Below are 14,144 nucleotides of genomic sequence, written 5' to 3'. Positions count from 1 at the left end.
GCATAAAGTACTAAAAACACTCAAACCTAACAGCCAAACCTGACACACAAGCTTGCTAGCTTTTACCTTGTACTATTTTGTTATCGACACCTGCAAAGCTGTCGTGACCTTCAGCTAACGCTTGATAGTTCCTTTTATATTTATCAAGCCACGTGAAGTAACCAACAATAGCAACAACCACATAGACAACGAATAACAGTGCCGTTGGCGTTAACCCTTTTTCGATATAAATGTAGATGGAGACAAGATCGATCACTATCCAGTACAGCCAGTTTTCAAGTACTTTTTGAGTCACCAAGTAAGTCGCATAGACAGCGAAAACCGTAGTTGCTGCGTCTAAGTATGGGAAAGTCGTTGGCGTATTGTTTGCCATGAAATGGCCCACAAGAATTGACGTGATCGAAAGCGCAACTATCGCTTTAAGATGCTTAATTAGTGGCTGTTGATGAATAACGGTCGCTGTTTGCTGCTTGTTTTGGGCAAGAGCGCCATCATTTGCCCGCACCTTACGCCAACAATAAAAACCATAAATTGCCATGGCAAAGTAATAAACTTGCAGCGCACTATCCATCCATAAGTACACATCATAAAAAATAATGGTATATAAAAGCGTGCTGATGAGTGCTGCTGGCCAACACAAAATATGCTCACGCGCAGCCAAAATTACGTAAGCCATAGCGGTAATCACCGCGATTATTTCCAGAACAGCCATTTGGCTATAATATTGATAGGTTTCTTGCCACATATAGTTATGCTTATAGTCTTATTTGCTTATTGCCTTATCTTGTACAGATTAGTTTTGATATTCGCGAAAGCGGTCGTCGGCAATTATCTTGAGAATAAACACCGCACTGCCAACCGTTTGATGTACTTTTTTCATTTCCGCCATAACAAAATTGAGTGTGTGATCATACTCACCAAACACCTGAGTACTCATGCCATTGGAAACGACTTTCACTTGCGCGTCTGCTTTCAAGGCGTTAATAAATGCCCATATTTCGGTTTTATAGGCCTGCTGTGCCAACGGATAAAGGCTTAAATCGATGGATATTTGCATTACCTTCTCCACTATGTCGTCTTTTTAGATGCGGTTTTTGATGCATTTTTTGATGTACTTATTGATGCAAAGATTAAGCGCATCAAATTTTTACGTTTGATGCGCTGGTCATTTTACTTGTTACGTTGCTGGTTACTTTGCTAATTAAGTAGCGTACTGCTTAATTTGTGAAAAGCTTACTAGAACTGATAGTCCAGTGTAACGCCATAAACTCTTGGCTCACCTAGCTGATAATATTGCTTAGCTTGATAGCCATCGCGCGGATCATTACCAAAGAAGAAGCCACGAGTTTTATAATCTTCATCGGTGATATTACGCGCCCAAATTTTGACTTGCCAGTCATTCATTTCATAAGTTAAGGACGCATTAAGCGTCTCATAGCCGTCTGATTGCTCGTTATGGCTGTCTGAGAAATAAAAGTCGTCTTTGGCAATAATATTAGCGTTAAATGTCACTTGATCATTAATAAACGCATTTACGCCCAATGTCGCTTGGTAATTTGGTGCATGAGCTTGATCACGGCCAGTTAAATCAACGCCTTCCTGATTGACAAAATCACGTAGTTCAGTGTCTAAATAGCCAAACGCACCATAAACTTCTGCACTTTCAGTTAGTTGCCAGCTAGCATCAAGTTCAACCCCTTGGTTTTTCCCTTCTGCAGCATTACCTAAATAGCTAATGAACTCTGCGCTACCGTCAGGTCTAACGTCTGTGCGACTACTGTTGACCTGCATATCAGTGCGATCCATGTAAAACGCTGTCACGCGAACATAACCCGAGTTGTCGTCGAAGCTATATTTGTAGCCTAATTCGTAGTTCCATAAATATTCTGGATCAAATTCTCGAAGTTCAGCAGGCAAACTACCATCGGTATTAACGCCACCGGCTTTATAACCGCGGTTGATTGAAGCAAAGACTAATGCTTGTTCAGTTTGCTGATAAGACAAGACTAATTTACCACCTACCATAGTATCGTCTGGGCTAAATGTTAAACCGTCGGTGTTATCGTAGTCGGCACTGCGTTCTTCTACACGTAAGCCTGAGGTTAACGTCAGCTTTTCCGTTAATTGGCTGTCTAGTTGAACATAAGCAGCAATCGTATCGGTATCGAAGTTTGACCCAAAGTCGCCATCAGCAAAGGTGTATTCACGCAGCAACTCTTCTGATTCTGCTTTAGCGTATAATCCAGCAACCCATGCCGTTGTACCATTGAACAATTTACTTTGGTTATTTGAAACAGCTCTTAATTCAAATGTTGAGCTCGATTTTTCACGGAAATAATGGTCAGTTGAACTGTACTCGAATGGATGCAAGCCAACAAAACTCCAGTCCTCGTCATAACCGTAGTCAATATCACTGTCGGCATGAGTAACTATGGTAACAAGCTCACCAAAATCAAAACCTGAATAATGAGATTTAGCGCTTAATGCATAAGTTTCTTGGCGATCAAAGCCCGGTTGATCTGAGCGTGTTTGACGGTTGTTATCGAGCGAAAATGCATCATATCCATTGTCAAAATCAAAATAGTACAAGCCTAAATCTAGGTGATGGTCATCGCTAAGTGTAATGGCAAGTTTACCTCGAGCAGTAAGCTCATCGCGATCATTGGTATCATCACGGTTTAAGTGAATATTGTCGATAAAGCCATCACTTTGGTATTTTTCTAATGCAAAGCGATAGTTAACGCTATCTGTTGCAGGGCCAGATAAAGCAAGGCCAGCACCATAGCTACCGTAATTACCCGCTGTGAGCTTAGCTGCGCCTTCAAAATCATTACTTGGCGCATTTGTGGTGATGTTGATTAAACCAGCTAACGCGTTGGCGCCAAAGCGGGTTCCTTGTGGCCCGCGAAAAACTTCAGTTTGGTTAACATCAAATAATGAAGCAATGCTGCCAACGCCAGTAAAGTCGATATCATCAATAATAATACCAACCGATGGGTTAATTGGCTCACGGAATTGGCTGCGTTCGCCAATGCCACGAATTTGGTAATAACGCGCTCGCTGAGTGCCTGCCGAAAAGTTCACGTTAGGCGCGATAGAGATCACTTCCTCTAAGTTTTGTGCGTTTAAACTGGCAATGTCTTGTGCCGATAACACGCTTAATGAAGCAGGAATTTTATGTAAGTTAGTGTCGCGAAAATCTGAAGTAACGGTAATCACCTCTACTTCTTCTAGCGAAGTCGTGTTGTTATTTTCAGCATAAACAACAGAAGAAAAAATGGCACTGGTAATCGCAGCGGCAAGAATTGATTGTCTTGTTTTCATTATACTCTCGTTCGATTTCTCTAAAATCGGCGTTTTGTTATAGGAAATTGAGTAAAAACCAAAACAGACGCAGATATCGTTAGAGCGACAGCATAATGCTTAGGTGCCAAACGGCGGAGAATGCAGATATGATGTGCTAACCATCCCTACGCCAGTATTAACCGGATCAGGTAATAAGGGTTCTGCATTTCAACACAAAGTAAACAATACAATGTGAGAAGTCAGCAATCTCAGCAGGTATACATTACTAAAAGTAATTTCGATATACCCGCACCCCTTGGTTTTCGCGGCATATTATCAAGTATTAACGAAAAGTATACAAACTATTTCAAATAGCTTATGCGTAAATACTCATCATTTTATTGATCTTTTTTACAGCCGCTTCTTTGCAAAGTAAAAATCAATCAACCTTTAGTCGAATGAATATTTAATTGAATGATGTTGGTATAAGGTAGCTACACACTTACCATAGGCCCCATGGGTTGACCGCCTAATAAATGCATATGAATATGATAAACCTCTTGGCCGCCATGTTTATTGCAATTCATGATCAGCCGATAGCCATCTTCAGCAATGCCTTCTTGCTCAGCCAGTTTCTTAGCCACAGTAAATAAACGACCAAGCGCCAATTCGTCATTTTCAGTGACATCATTGACCGTTGGAATTAATTTATTGGGAATGATCAGTATATGTGATTTGGCTCTAGGTGAAATATCACGAAAAGCCGTAACTAACTCATCTTGATAAAGTAATTCGGTTGGGATCTCTTGGCGAATAATTTTAGAGAAAATGGTTTCTTGCCAGTCAGTATTATCCATTTTGTATCCTTAGTTCATCGCAATGTTGAGTGGTAATGGCACTAAACCAAGACCTCTGAACACTGCGACTGATTAATTGACAGCAGAGAGCTGCCCAGCGTCTTTACTAAATTTTAACGCGCTTTTTAGATCTTCCACCAGCAAATAATTAACGGGTACTAAAACTAAGGTAATCAAGGTAGCAAATATAATCCCAAACCCTAGCGATACCGCCATTGGAATTAGGAACTGAGCTTGCGTCGCTTTTTCAAACAATAGCGGCATCAAACCAATAAAGGTCGTCAGCGACGTGAGCATTACTGGGCGAAAACGTGCAGCTCCAGCAATTAACACCGACTCCATTAGCTTTGCCCCTTCTGCCCGTTTTTTATTGACAAAATCAACGAGTACCAAGGAGTCATTCACAACCACACCGATGAGTGCCATTAATCCCAGTAGACTCATAATGGTTAAATTCATGCCCATGATCCAATGGCCAATCACTGCACCAATAGCGCCAAATGGTATAACAGACATGACAATAATTGGCTGCAAGTAAGATTTAAACGGAATCGCTAATAAACAATAGATAATAAAGAACACAAAAATTAAGCCGTAAAACAGACTGCCAAACGAGTCTTGTTGCTCACGCGCTTCCCCTTCCAGTGAGTAGCTTACCCCAGGGTATTTAACGACAAGTTCATCCAAGAAAGGTTTTAAGTCTGCATTAAGTACCGTCATGTTAGTGCTTTCTTTTTCAACATCGGCTGTAACATTAACGGTTCGGTAGCGATCAATGCGGCTGATGGTTGACGGACTTTTACCAGCCTTAAATGTGGCAACGTGAGACAATGGCACATTGCCACCTTGTGGAGTTGATATTTGCATATCGGCGAGATTTGCTATTGCTGAACGCTCTGCTAATGGAAAACGCAGCATCACACGCACATCATCTCGGCCCCGCTGAATACGCTGAATTTGCGCGCCAAAAAAGGCGTTGCGTACTTGCTGGGTGACACTGCTGACCGACAAGCCCATGGCGTGACCTTGCTCTGTTAATTCGATTTGTATCTCTTCTTTACCATTGGATAAGCTATCGGCAATTTCAAACACTGTCGGATAAGTTGCCAAGCGCCCTTTAACTTCTTCTGCGACTGTTTTTAACAAACCGAGATCGGTAGCAGATAGCTGAACATCAATGGGATCACCGCCGCGCCCGATTTCTGCGCGAAAAGTTAAACTTTCAGCGCCTGGTAATGCCCCTATCAACCCGCGCCATTCATTGACGAGTTGGCGAATAGTAACACCTGACTCATTTTTGTCTGCTGGCAAAATTTCAAATCGAACGCGACCAATATTAGTATTATTACCGCCGGTAATGGCAAGCACATTGGTGATCACGCTATTCCCTTGTTCATCAAGATACTTTTCTTGTAATTCAATGGCTGCATTCGCCATTTTCTCAACATAGCCATCTATGACGTCAAAGCTGGTGCCAACCGGCATAACTAAATTAGCACGTGCTGTTTCGCTAGGAATACGTGGAAAAAACGTAAACTTAGTCCAGCCACTGGTGATAAAAGATAAAATTAAAATAAAGACGCCGATAAAGCCCATTAAGGTGGTTAAACGGTTGCGCACGGCAAGCGCTAATATCGGCTGATAATACTGAATAATGGCTTGCTCAAAACCATCGGCGAATTTCTGTTGTAGTGCCTGTAATTTAGATGTGTTTTCTTTTTCGTGTCGCAATTTTAAATGGCGTAAATGGGACGGTAAAACAAATTTAGATTCAATGAGTGAAAACAGTAAAACTGGAATCAACACAATCGGAATTTGCGCGAATAAAGCACCGCGGGTGCCTTCAATAAATGCCAGCGGCAGAAACGCCGCGATTGTGGTTAAAATGCCAAAAGTCACTGGAGTTGCGACTTCTTCCGTGCCTTTAATCGCTGCCTGTAAACCTGATTCGGCAAACTGGCTATGACGATAAATATTCTCACCAGTGACAATGGCATCATCAACAACGATGCCCAACACTAAAATGAAGCCAAATAGGCTCATGATATTGAGCGAAATATCAAAAATTGGCATAAATACAAAGGCGCCCATAAAGCTGACGGGAATACCAATAAAAACCCAAAATGCGATGCTTGGACGCAAGAACAAGGTTAATAACAGCAGTACCAAGAAGCCGCCCTGCAAGGCATTGCTAATCAGCGTGTTTAAGCGGCTTTTAACAATTTCTGAGTCATCATCCCAATAGCTTAGGGTAAAGCCAGCAGGCAAGCTATATTGCTGCTGCTCAATGTAATCTTTGACCGCATCAGCGACTTCAATCGCATTTTGCTGACCAATTCGATAAACCTCAATTAATGCCGCTTGCTGGCCGTTAAAACGCGCTCTCATCGGGGTTTCTTCAAAACCATCATTGACGTTGGCGATATCACCTAGCTTAACAATCGTGCCATCAGGATTTGTTTTTACAACAATACTTTCAAATTCATCTTGTCGATAAGCTTGGCCTTTACTGCGGACCAGTACATCACCACCTTCGGTTTTAATGTTACCGGCAGATAAATCGACAGAGCTATTACTGATAGCATTCGCCACAGCGTTAAGCGATAAATTAAACTCGCGCAGCTTGTCTTGTGATAAATGAATGCCGATTTCATAGTTTCGCACGGCATCAAGTGAAAGTTGGGTTACTTCAGGCAGCCTGAGTAGATCATCACGCACTTTTTCCGCAAACTCTCTAAGCTCTTTTTCACTGTAGTTTGAGGCTATGGTGACGGCAATAACTTCACGTTGACGTTGACGAAGCGCAATTACCGGCTTTTCCGCGTCAGCCGGAAAGGTATTTACTGCATCGACTCGACTTTTAATATCAGCCAATAATTCACGGGCATCATAGCCAGATTCTGCTTCAATATTAATTGTCGCTGCACCTTCAACCGAGCTACTAGTGATCTTTTTGATCCCTTCAAGATCTTGCACTGCCTCTTCCACTTTAATGGCCACACCAAGCTCAACATCTTCTGGCGTCGCGCCGCGTAAGCTGATATTGACGGAGACCACATCAGAATCGAATGACGGGAAGACTTCGAGCGGTATGCGTAAATTCATTGACATCAAGCCCACCATTAAGATGGTGATCATCAATAAATTTGCCGCGACATGATTACGGGCGAACCAAGCTATCATAGTGCCTGCTCCTTATTCGTCCGTGCGCTTTTCGACACTTGCTCTTTACCAGCATCGAGGTTTTTAGCTCGACGCTGTTTTTGATGGCGATCAACTTGCCCAGAAGCGTTTGTTACTTGGTTTTTGTTTTGGCTTAGTTTTAGGTTGAGGTTAAGACCATCTTTAGCCACTACAGCAACCGGTGTTCCTGAATTTACCTGCCCTAAAGGCGTCAATACTAATAAATCGCCTTCCGTAAGCCCTTGTTCCTCTTGCGTATATCCTTGTTCCCCTTTCGTATACCCTTGTTCTAACAGCGCAAACTCTTTGTTTTGCCATGCAATATTGATTGCCTGCCTTTTTAACAAACCGTCTTTAACCACAAACACATAGCTGCCCTGGTAAATGGCTTTATTTGGGATTTTAATGACCTTGCTCAGCGATTTACCTTCGATATCAGCTCGTACGTATTGGCCAATTTTAAGCGGTAAGCCATTGGTAGAAGCCACGCCGTAAGGGTCATCAATTTGCGCAACAACAAAGAGTTGTTGCGAATTTTGATCAAACGCGCCTTCAGTTCTAATCACTCGTCCTTGCCACTGCTGTTCATTCACGAGTTCTGAATATATGGTGACACTCGGCAGTTGAACTTTTGCTTGGTTATCAAAGCGAGTGCGCTCTGGCAGATTCATATAGGGCAGATCATTGTTCTTAATTGGCAATCGGACTTCCACATAATCAACTGCGAATATTTCGGCAAGCTCAGTGTTCGCTGACACAACTTGCCCTAGGTCTGCAGCTTTATTGAGAATTCGTCCCGTATAGGGTGCTTTAATTTCAGTGCGTTCTAGTGACAATTGTGCCTTTGCTAGTTGCGCCTCTGCCGAATACACAGCAGCTTCGGCGGCAAGTAACTGTGGCTTTCGTAACACTAACTCCGAGGCTTGCTCACTGTTACCTAACCGCTGCCAATCCTGTTTTGCTTGCTCTGCACGCGCTAATTCTTCTGTTAACGCTTGCTTAGCACTATATAAATTGGCTTTGGCGATATTAATATCTGCCAGGTAATCTCTATCGTCTAACTTAACCAGCACTTCACCTTGTTCAAAAAAACCACCTTCACGAAAGTTGTCGCTAATTGCGGTGATCTCACCAGCAACTTGCGGCATTAATATGCTTTGTGTTCTTGGCTGTACCGTGCCGTAACTGCTAATTTTTAGCGTTAGTTTTTCATTGTTAATGGTTTGCACGGCAACATTAAGTTGTGGTGCAGCACTCGGTTTACCGCGTTTAGCTTGCGGCGGATTACTTGCCACTAGATTAGCCGCAATAATAAAGGTTGCCAATACAAGGATTGGCACACCAAATCGGGTTAGTTTTTTATTGAACGTCATGATGTTTTTCTACACGGTTAGAGTCTGTATTCACTTGCTGAGTTTCTGCTAGCGTGCTCGATGCCAATGCTATCGCGTCGTTATTACTTTTAGATAAATTACCGTCAGCGAGCAAAGCGCCTATGTTTTTACCGCCAATACTGGTTAGCATGGCAATGCGGTTTTGAATAATTTGATGGGTGATTTCGACCAAGTTGGTTTGTGCGTCAAATGCTCTACGCTGAGCTTCAAGCACAGTTGTGTAATTCACCAAGCCTTTTAAATACTGATCAAAAGACAAGTCTTCCGCTGCAATGGCATTATCCTTCGCTTGCTGAATATGGTTAAGTTGTTTGGTTAATGCTGTGTGGTTGCTAATTTGGTTTTCGATATCAGCAAACTTGCTATACACCTGATCTAAATAGGCTTGCTCTTGCGCTTTAACTTGCAAACGCGCTTGTTGTTCAAGGGATTTAAGTCGACCCGCATTAAACAAAGGTGCTGTGATTGCACCACTAATTGACCAAGTGAACGGGTTTCCTGAAAGTAGATTTCCCAGCTCGTCACTACTATCTCCGCCTGATGCCGTCAATCTAAGTGATGGAAAACGCTGCTTATGAGCAACGGCAACACCCGCATCGGATGCGAGCAAAGACAACCAGCTTGATTGCAACTCAAAGTTATTGGTTAACACGCTAGCAGGTAATTCACTCAAGGCTTGTTTGGCAAATGTTGGCAATTCAAAGCGTGTATTTTTAACCAAACGCCCTATGGGGTAATTAGCAACTAATAATTCCAGTTCCCGTTGACGCTCCAATACCACTTGCTGCTGAGCATCAACACGTGCTTGCTCACTGTTAAGTTCATTTTGTGCAAGGTAAACATCAAGCGCATCAGTTAAACCAAGTTTATAAGAAGCATTGATAATATCGAGGTTATTTAATAAGTTAGCCGCACGCTCTTGGTACAAGTTAACCAGCGATTGGGCTTGTGCCAAGGCATACCATGAAGATACGATTTGCGAGATAAGGGCGTTTTGTCTTTGGCTAAAATCAAGTTTAGCCGCTGAATATTCAAGCTGCGCTTGCCGCTGCTCCGCTGACAATTTGCCCCAAATGTCTAGCTCGTAACTTAGCTGTAAACTTAGGTCGGCGCTATTGGAAAAACTTGCTTGCTCAGCACTAACCGATTTTCGCCGGCTTTGATTGATGGCAAGTGATAGTTCGAGAAAGTCGCTAGCGTCTGCAATATTTAACTGTTCTTTCGTAACTAACAAATTTTGGTAGCTAGCCTTTAGCTGATAGTTACTAACTAAGCCAGCGCGAATAAGTTTATTGAGTAATTCATTGTTGACAATTAACTGCCATTCATCCGCTACACCTTGATTCGATGTTAGCTCACCCACTGCTAATTGAGTATCTGACGCAGATCCCGTTGTTCTTTCTATAGCGTGTTGTGGTTGGTCGGTTAGTGTTTTAGCGGCTTGTGTTTGCCACTCCTCTGGTAATGGCGGCTTTTTTGCTAATTCTGATATCGCTGACTGAGAAGCACAACCTGTTGCAAGTAATATCAGCCCAGTGCACACAATAGTATTGGATACTTTCGTGATTGCGCGTGCTGTCGGCCGATATGTCAGAATTGAACAAGGTTTAGAACTCGATTTCTTCACACATTATTCCTAATTTTGTAGTACTCGCCAAAATGAAGGTCGATTAACGACTGTCATAGTAATTGTGAGCTGTAGAGAACAAAATTAGATTTACGATACTTTACAATCGTAAGTTTATGAAAGTTCGAACTTTGAGGTGCTAGCCAAACAACTTGCCTAGGTATCAATACGCAACTGATACCATTAAAAACATTTGACCAGTAAAGAGCTTTGAATAGAGAAGACTTAAAAATCGAAAGTTATGAATTAACTTAATGCCGAGCTCACAACGCGTGACTTTTGTGGTGGCCAGACACCAGTACCAGTCATAGAAAGGTGACTAACACTTTGTTTTAACACTTTATCACCAACATGTGCTGAAGTTTGCGGGCGGCTAATCAAATAGCCTTGGATATAAACAATACCTAAAGACTTGAGCAGTTCTAATTGTTCGATATCTTCAATACCTTCGGCAACGACTTTTAAATCTAGTTGCTTAGAGAGATCGGCTATTGATTGGATAATTTTATTGTACTTGGTATTTTTTGTTGCTTGGCTAACAAATAATTTATCGATTTTTAGCACATCGACTGGCAAATTAGCCAATAACGATAACGAACTAAAGCCTGTGCCAAAATCATCAATCGCAATAATAATCCCCTCATTGCGCAACTTGTTAAGCTCATCAACAGTATTATCAGATAAATCGATAAATGAGGATTCGGTAATTTCAAGCATCAATGAACTTGGTGGCAGGCCAATTTTATTCAAACTCGCCATCACCCATTGATACAAAGAACGATGCTTTAGCTGCACACCCGATAAATTTACCGAAATACGAGTTTTAGACATACCCGCATTATACCAAGCGGCCATTTGTCGGCAGGCTTCATCTAATATCCAATCGCCCAGTTTTAAGATTAAGTTAGAGTCTTCTGCAATTGGAATAAATTCGCTTGGTGCAATGCTACCTTCAGCTGGGTGGTGCCAACGAACCAATGCCTCAAAATAGCTAATGGCACTGCCATCTACATTAATTATCGGTTGAAACGAAAGTGTAAAACTATTGGTATCAAGTGCGACACGCATTTCTTCCAGTAAATAATGGTATCGCCTCATGTTACTGCCCATTTCTGGAGAGTAGATGCGATAAATACCACGGCCTTCTTTCTTTGCACGGTACATAGCAACATCTGCCATTTGAACCAATGCCTCTGGAGAATTAGCACTGTCTGGATAGATAGCAATACCAATGCTTGCACTGATCTTGATCTCTTTATTACCAAGCACGAAATCTTTTTCTATTTCTTTTAGTACATTTTTGGCAATTTCAATCATTCGTGAAGACTCAGATAAATCCTCCACAAACAAGGTAAATTCATCACCACCTAAACGGGCAAGGCTGTATTCAAGACCTGAATTGTCGTTACATTCATAAGACAACTTTTCAGTGCGTACTATTGTTAATAAACGCTCCGCAACTTGAATAAGTACTTCGTCACCGAAGGAGTGACCAAATGAATCATTAACTTGCTTAAAGCCGTCTAAATCTATAAACAGCAAACCGCTTTTTTTAGTTTCCTGCCCGTTCTCCCCCAACCTTTCCGTGATATGCTCTAAAAAGCGATGGCGATTCACTAAACCAGTTAAACGATCGCGATGGGCATTATTAATCGAGCGCGCGTGATATTCGTTTGCAAAAGACGATAAGCCATCCAAGGCCATGTTGATACGAGTAAGAGATGATTGGCCTTCGTCAGGTTTTAATTCCTTACCAAAAACATCTGCGGTTTGCTCTGCTTTACTAACTAAAGCTGCCATTTTGACATTTAAGCGAGTGCGATGATATTTCCCCGACATCATAAACATGATCGCAGCGACAGCGACCAAGGCAGTTAGCGGCAGAACAATATCAACGAAGGTTTTAAGCAGTACAGGCCTTAAGGCGATTGTTTTTCGTTGCCCGGTTTCATCAGTAAAACTGATCGCTAATGTATTATCTATTTTGGTGATATTACTGAGTAGCAAGGCATCTGTGTAGACTTGCTCTAAGGTAGAAAGCGGTTGTACGCTTTGTTGTTTGAGTTCAATACTTGGGAACTTGTTAGGTTGCTCTAGCTCTTTCGATAAACTAGACACAAATAACACATAAGACATAATGCTGATCATTATCAGCGTTGTCATAAAAGTATTAAAAAGTTTTACTGCCAGCTTTTTCAAAAACTAAACCTATTTAATGCTTCCAGCACTTATTCTTTTCTAGCAACCAATCGATTCATTCGACTGCACGCCCTATATAGACGCCTGAAAAAGTACTAACGTAAAATTACATATTAGCTACATATTGCATTCAAACTACAGAAAAGTGAATAGCAATTTATAAACAATTGCGGAATTAAGGTAACTTTTTTTCACACTTGTTAACACTTTGTTAAATACGGATTACATATTAACCGTTATAGGTTAGCCACTAAAATAATTACCCAATTGAGTTTTCAAAGGCGCTATACATTGAGGCTTTAGCATGCGTAAATTATTCGATGAAAGTAGTTGTAGCGAGGACAAACTGGTAACAACGTTTTTTAGCGTAACGAGTGAAAAAATACAAATAAGATAAGAAATGAATACGGAGAATTATATAGTGAATATTATCTGTGTATTTTGATAAGAGCTTATTAGGAAGTTGGAGCGGCTGACGAGGCTCGAACTCGTGACATCCACCTTGGCAAGGTGGTGCTCTACCAACTGAGCTACAGCCGCAATATAATGAAACTTAGTTACTAACCGCTGATCATAGTGAAATGGTACCCAGGGCCGGACTTGAACCGGCACGCTCTTACAAGCGAGGGATTTTAAATCCCTTGTGTCTACCAATTCCACCACCCGGGCATTATGGAGGCGGGTCCCGGAGTCGAACCGAGGTCCACGGATTTGCAATCCGCTGCATAGCCACTCTGCCAACCCGCCATATCACTACGACTCGGGGGTAGTATTTTAGCTTCTCTTTGAGAAATTGGAGCGGCTGACGAGGCTCGAACTCGTGACATCCACCTTGGCAAGGTGGTGCTCTACCAACTGAGCTACAGCCGCTTCTTGTCAAATAGTCTAGTCGACTATTCTTTCTTTGTTATCGTTGGCATAACAAAGTCTATTTTAACCTAGGATATATAGAAACCTGAGATTTAAAATTTGGAGCGGCTGACGAGGCTCGAACTCGTGACATCCACCTTGGCAAGGTGGTGCTCTACCAACTGAGCTACAGCCGCTTCGTGTGTTTACTATTCGATTCAGATGAAATGGTACCCAGGGCCGGACTTGAACCGGCACGCTCTTACAAGCGAGGGATTTTAAATCCCTTGTGTCTACCAATTCCACCACCCGGGCACTGTGTTTACAACTAACAACTAGTTAATTGTTAATGCCACTATTCATCTAGAATGAGCAGTAAAATTTGGAGCGGCTGACGAGGCTCGAACTCGTGACATCCACCTTGGCAAGGTGGTGCTCTACCAACTGAGCTACAGCCGCTTCGTGCTTATCCCTTATAAAAACAAGGCAAGCGAATCTCAAAACTTGAGATGCTTTACTAATGCTAAATTAGCAAAGACTTTGTTTCCTAAGAGGAATTGGAGCGGCTGACGAGGCTCGAACTCGTGACATCCACCTTGGCAAGGTGGTGCTCTACCAACTGAGCTACAGCCGCTTCATGTGTTTACTATCCGATTCAGATGAAATGGTACCCAGGGCCGGACTTGAACCGGCACGCTCTTACAAGCGAGGGATTTTAAATCCCTTGTGTCTACCAATTCCACCACCCGG

The 14,144-nt window shown here is 42.2% G+C and carries 8 protein-coding genes, 9 tRNA genes and 1 riboswitch; all 17 genes read right to left on the bottom strand.

The features are described 5' to 3' along the window. Positions 1-55: 55 nt before the first annotated feature. The gene (gene pnuC, locus ACSLUR_RS12865) at positions 56-745 is read right to left on the bottom strand and encodes a nicotinamide riboside transporter PnuC (protein ID WP_448555144.1); all 690 of its coding nucleotides are present in this window, start codon (positions 743-745) and stop codon (positions 56-58) included. Positions 746-793: 48 nt separating this feature from the next. Then, positions 794-1,057, bottom strand: coding sequence for a hypothetical protein (locus ACSLUR_RS12860; protein ID WP_448555142.1), 264 nt, complete (start codon positions 1,055-1,057; stop codon positions 794-796). A gap of 179 nt (positions 1,058-1,236) precedes the next feature. Beyond that, positions 1,237-3,324 (bottom strand): TonB-dependent receptor, encoded by a 2,088-nt coding sequence (locus tag ACSLUR_RS12855; RefSeq protein WP_448555140.1) that lies wholly within the window; start codon positions 3,322-3,324, stop codon positions 1,237-1,239. A 126-nt stretch (positions 3,325-3,450) separates the two neighbouring features. Then, positions 3,451-3,612, bottom strand: a riboswitch (TPP riboswitch). Positions 3,613-3,779: 167 nt separating this feature from the next. Next, the gene (hinT, locus tag ACSLUR_RS12850; RefSeq protein ID WP_116013578.1) at positions 3,780-4,142 is read right to left on the bottom strand and encodes a purine nucleoside phosphoramidase; all 363 of its coding nucleotides are present in this window, start codon (positions 4,140-4,142) and stop codon (positions 3,780-3,782) included. Between the two features lie 72 nt (positions 4,143-4,214). After that, a complete protein-coding gene (locus tag ACSLUR_RS12845; RefSeq protein WP_448555137.1) occupies positions 4,215-7,325 on the bottom strand; it encodes an efflux RND transporter permease subunit in 3,111 nt (1,036 codons plus the stop codon). After that, positions 7,322-8,698 carry an efflux RND transporter periplasmic adaptor subunit gene (locus tag ACSLUR_RS12840; protein WP_448555135.1) on the bottom strand — a complete coding sequence of 459 codons (1,377 nt, stop codon included), beginning with the start codon at positions 8,696-8,698 and terminating at the stop codon, positions 7,322-7,324. The genes ACSLUR_RS12845 and ACSLUR_RS12840 overlap by 4 nt, the downstream gene beginning before the upstream one ends. Then, entirely contained in the window at positions 8,685-10,346 is a 1,662-nt protein-coding gene (locus ACSLUR_RS12835; RefSeq protein ID WP_448555133.1) for a TolC family protein, read from the bottom strand. The genes ACSLUR_RS12840 and ACSLUR_RS12835 overlap by 14 nt, the downstream gene beginning before the upstream one ends. A 246-nt stretch (positions 10,347-10,592) precedes the next feature. Beyond that, positions 10,593-12,482 (bottom strand): putative bifunctional diguanylate cyclase/phosphodiesterase, encoded by a 1,890-nt coding sequence (locus tag ACSLUR_RS12830; RefSeq protein ID WP_448555131.1) that lies wholly within the window; start codon positions 12,480-12,482, stop codon positions 10,593-10,595. A 527-nt stretch (positions 12,483-13,009) separates the two neighbouring features. Beyond that, a tRNA-Gly gene (locus ACSLUR_RS12825) sits at positions 13,010-13,085 on the bottom strand. Between the two features lie 42 nt (positions 13,086-13,127). Further along, positions 13,128-13,214, bottom strand: a tRNA-Leu gene (locus tag ACSLUR_RS12820). Between the two features lie 4 nt (positions 13,215-13,218). Next, a tRNA-Cys gene (locus tag ACSLUR_RS12815) sits at positions 13,219-13,292 on the bottom strand. Between the two features lie 47 nt (positions 13,293-13,339). Continuing rightward, positions 13,340-13,415, bottom strand: a tRNA-Gly gene (locus tag ACSLUR_RS12810). A gap of 100 nt (positions 13,416-13,515) precedes the next feature. After that, a tRNA-Gly gene (locus tag ACSLUR_RS12805) sits at positions 13,516-13,591 on the bottom strand. A 31-nt stretch (positions 13,592-13,622) separates the two neighbouring features. Next, positions 13,623-13,709: transfer RNA gene (locus ACSLUR_RS12800), tRNA-Leu, on the bottom strand. A 68-nt stretch (positions 13,710-13,777) separates the two neighbouring features. Beyond that, a tRNA-Gly gene (locus ACSLUR_RS12795) sits at positions 13,778-13,853 on the bottom strand. A 99-nt stretch (positions 13,854-13,952) separates the two neighbouring features. After that, positions 13,953-14,028, bottom strand: a tRNA-Gly gene (locus ACSLUR_RS12790). Positions 14,029-14,059: 31 nt separating this feature from the next. Next, a tRNA-Leu gene (locus ACSLUR_RS12785) sits at positions 14,060-14,140 on the bottom strand. Positions 14,141-14,144 lie beyond the last annotated feature (4 nt).

Source organism: Thalassotalea montiporae (assembly GCF_053485855.1).
Note: the sequence above shows the minus strand (reverse complement) of the source record. Positions and strands in the feature narration are given on the sequence as shown.

Coding starts and splice junctions, on each gene's coding strand:
- pnuC (WP_448555144.1), bottom strand. CDS start 745: ATGTGGCAAGAAACCTATCAATATTATAGCCAAATGGCTGTTCTGGAA.
- ACSLUR_RS12860 (WP_448555142.1), bottom strand. CDS start 1,057: ATGCAAATATCCATCGATTTAAGCCTTTATCCGTTGGCACAGCAGGCC.
- ACSLUR_RS12855 (WP_448555140.1), bottom strand. CDS start 3,324: ATGAAAACAAGACAATCAATTCTTGCCGCTGCGATTACCAGTGCCATT.
- hinT (WP_116013578.1), bottom strand. CDS start 4,142: ATGGATAATACTGACTGGCAAGAAACCATTTTCTCTAAAATTATTCGC.
- ACSLUR_RS12845 (WP_448555137.1), bottom strand. CDS start 7,325: ATGATAGCTTGGTTCGCCCGTAATCATGTCGCGGCAAATTTATTGATG.
- ACSLUR_RS12840 (WP_448555135.1), bottom strand. CDS start 8,698: ATGACGTTCAATAAAAAACTAACCCGATTTGGTGTGCCAATCCTTGTA.
- ACSLUR_RS12830 (WP_448555131.1), bottom strand. CDS start 12,482: ATGTCTTATGTGTTATTTGTGTCTAGTTTATCGAAAGAGCTAGAGCAA.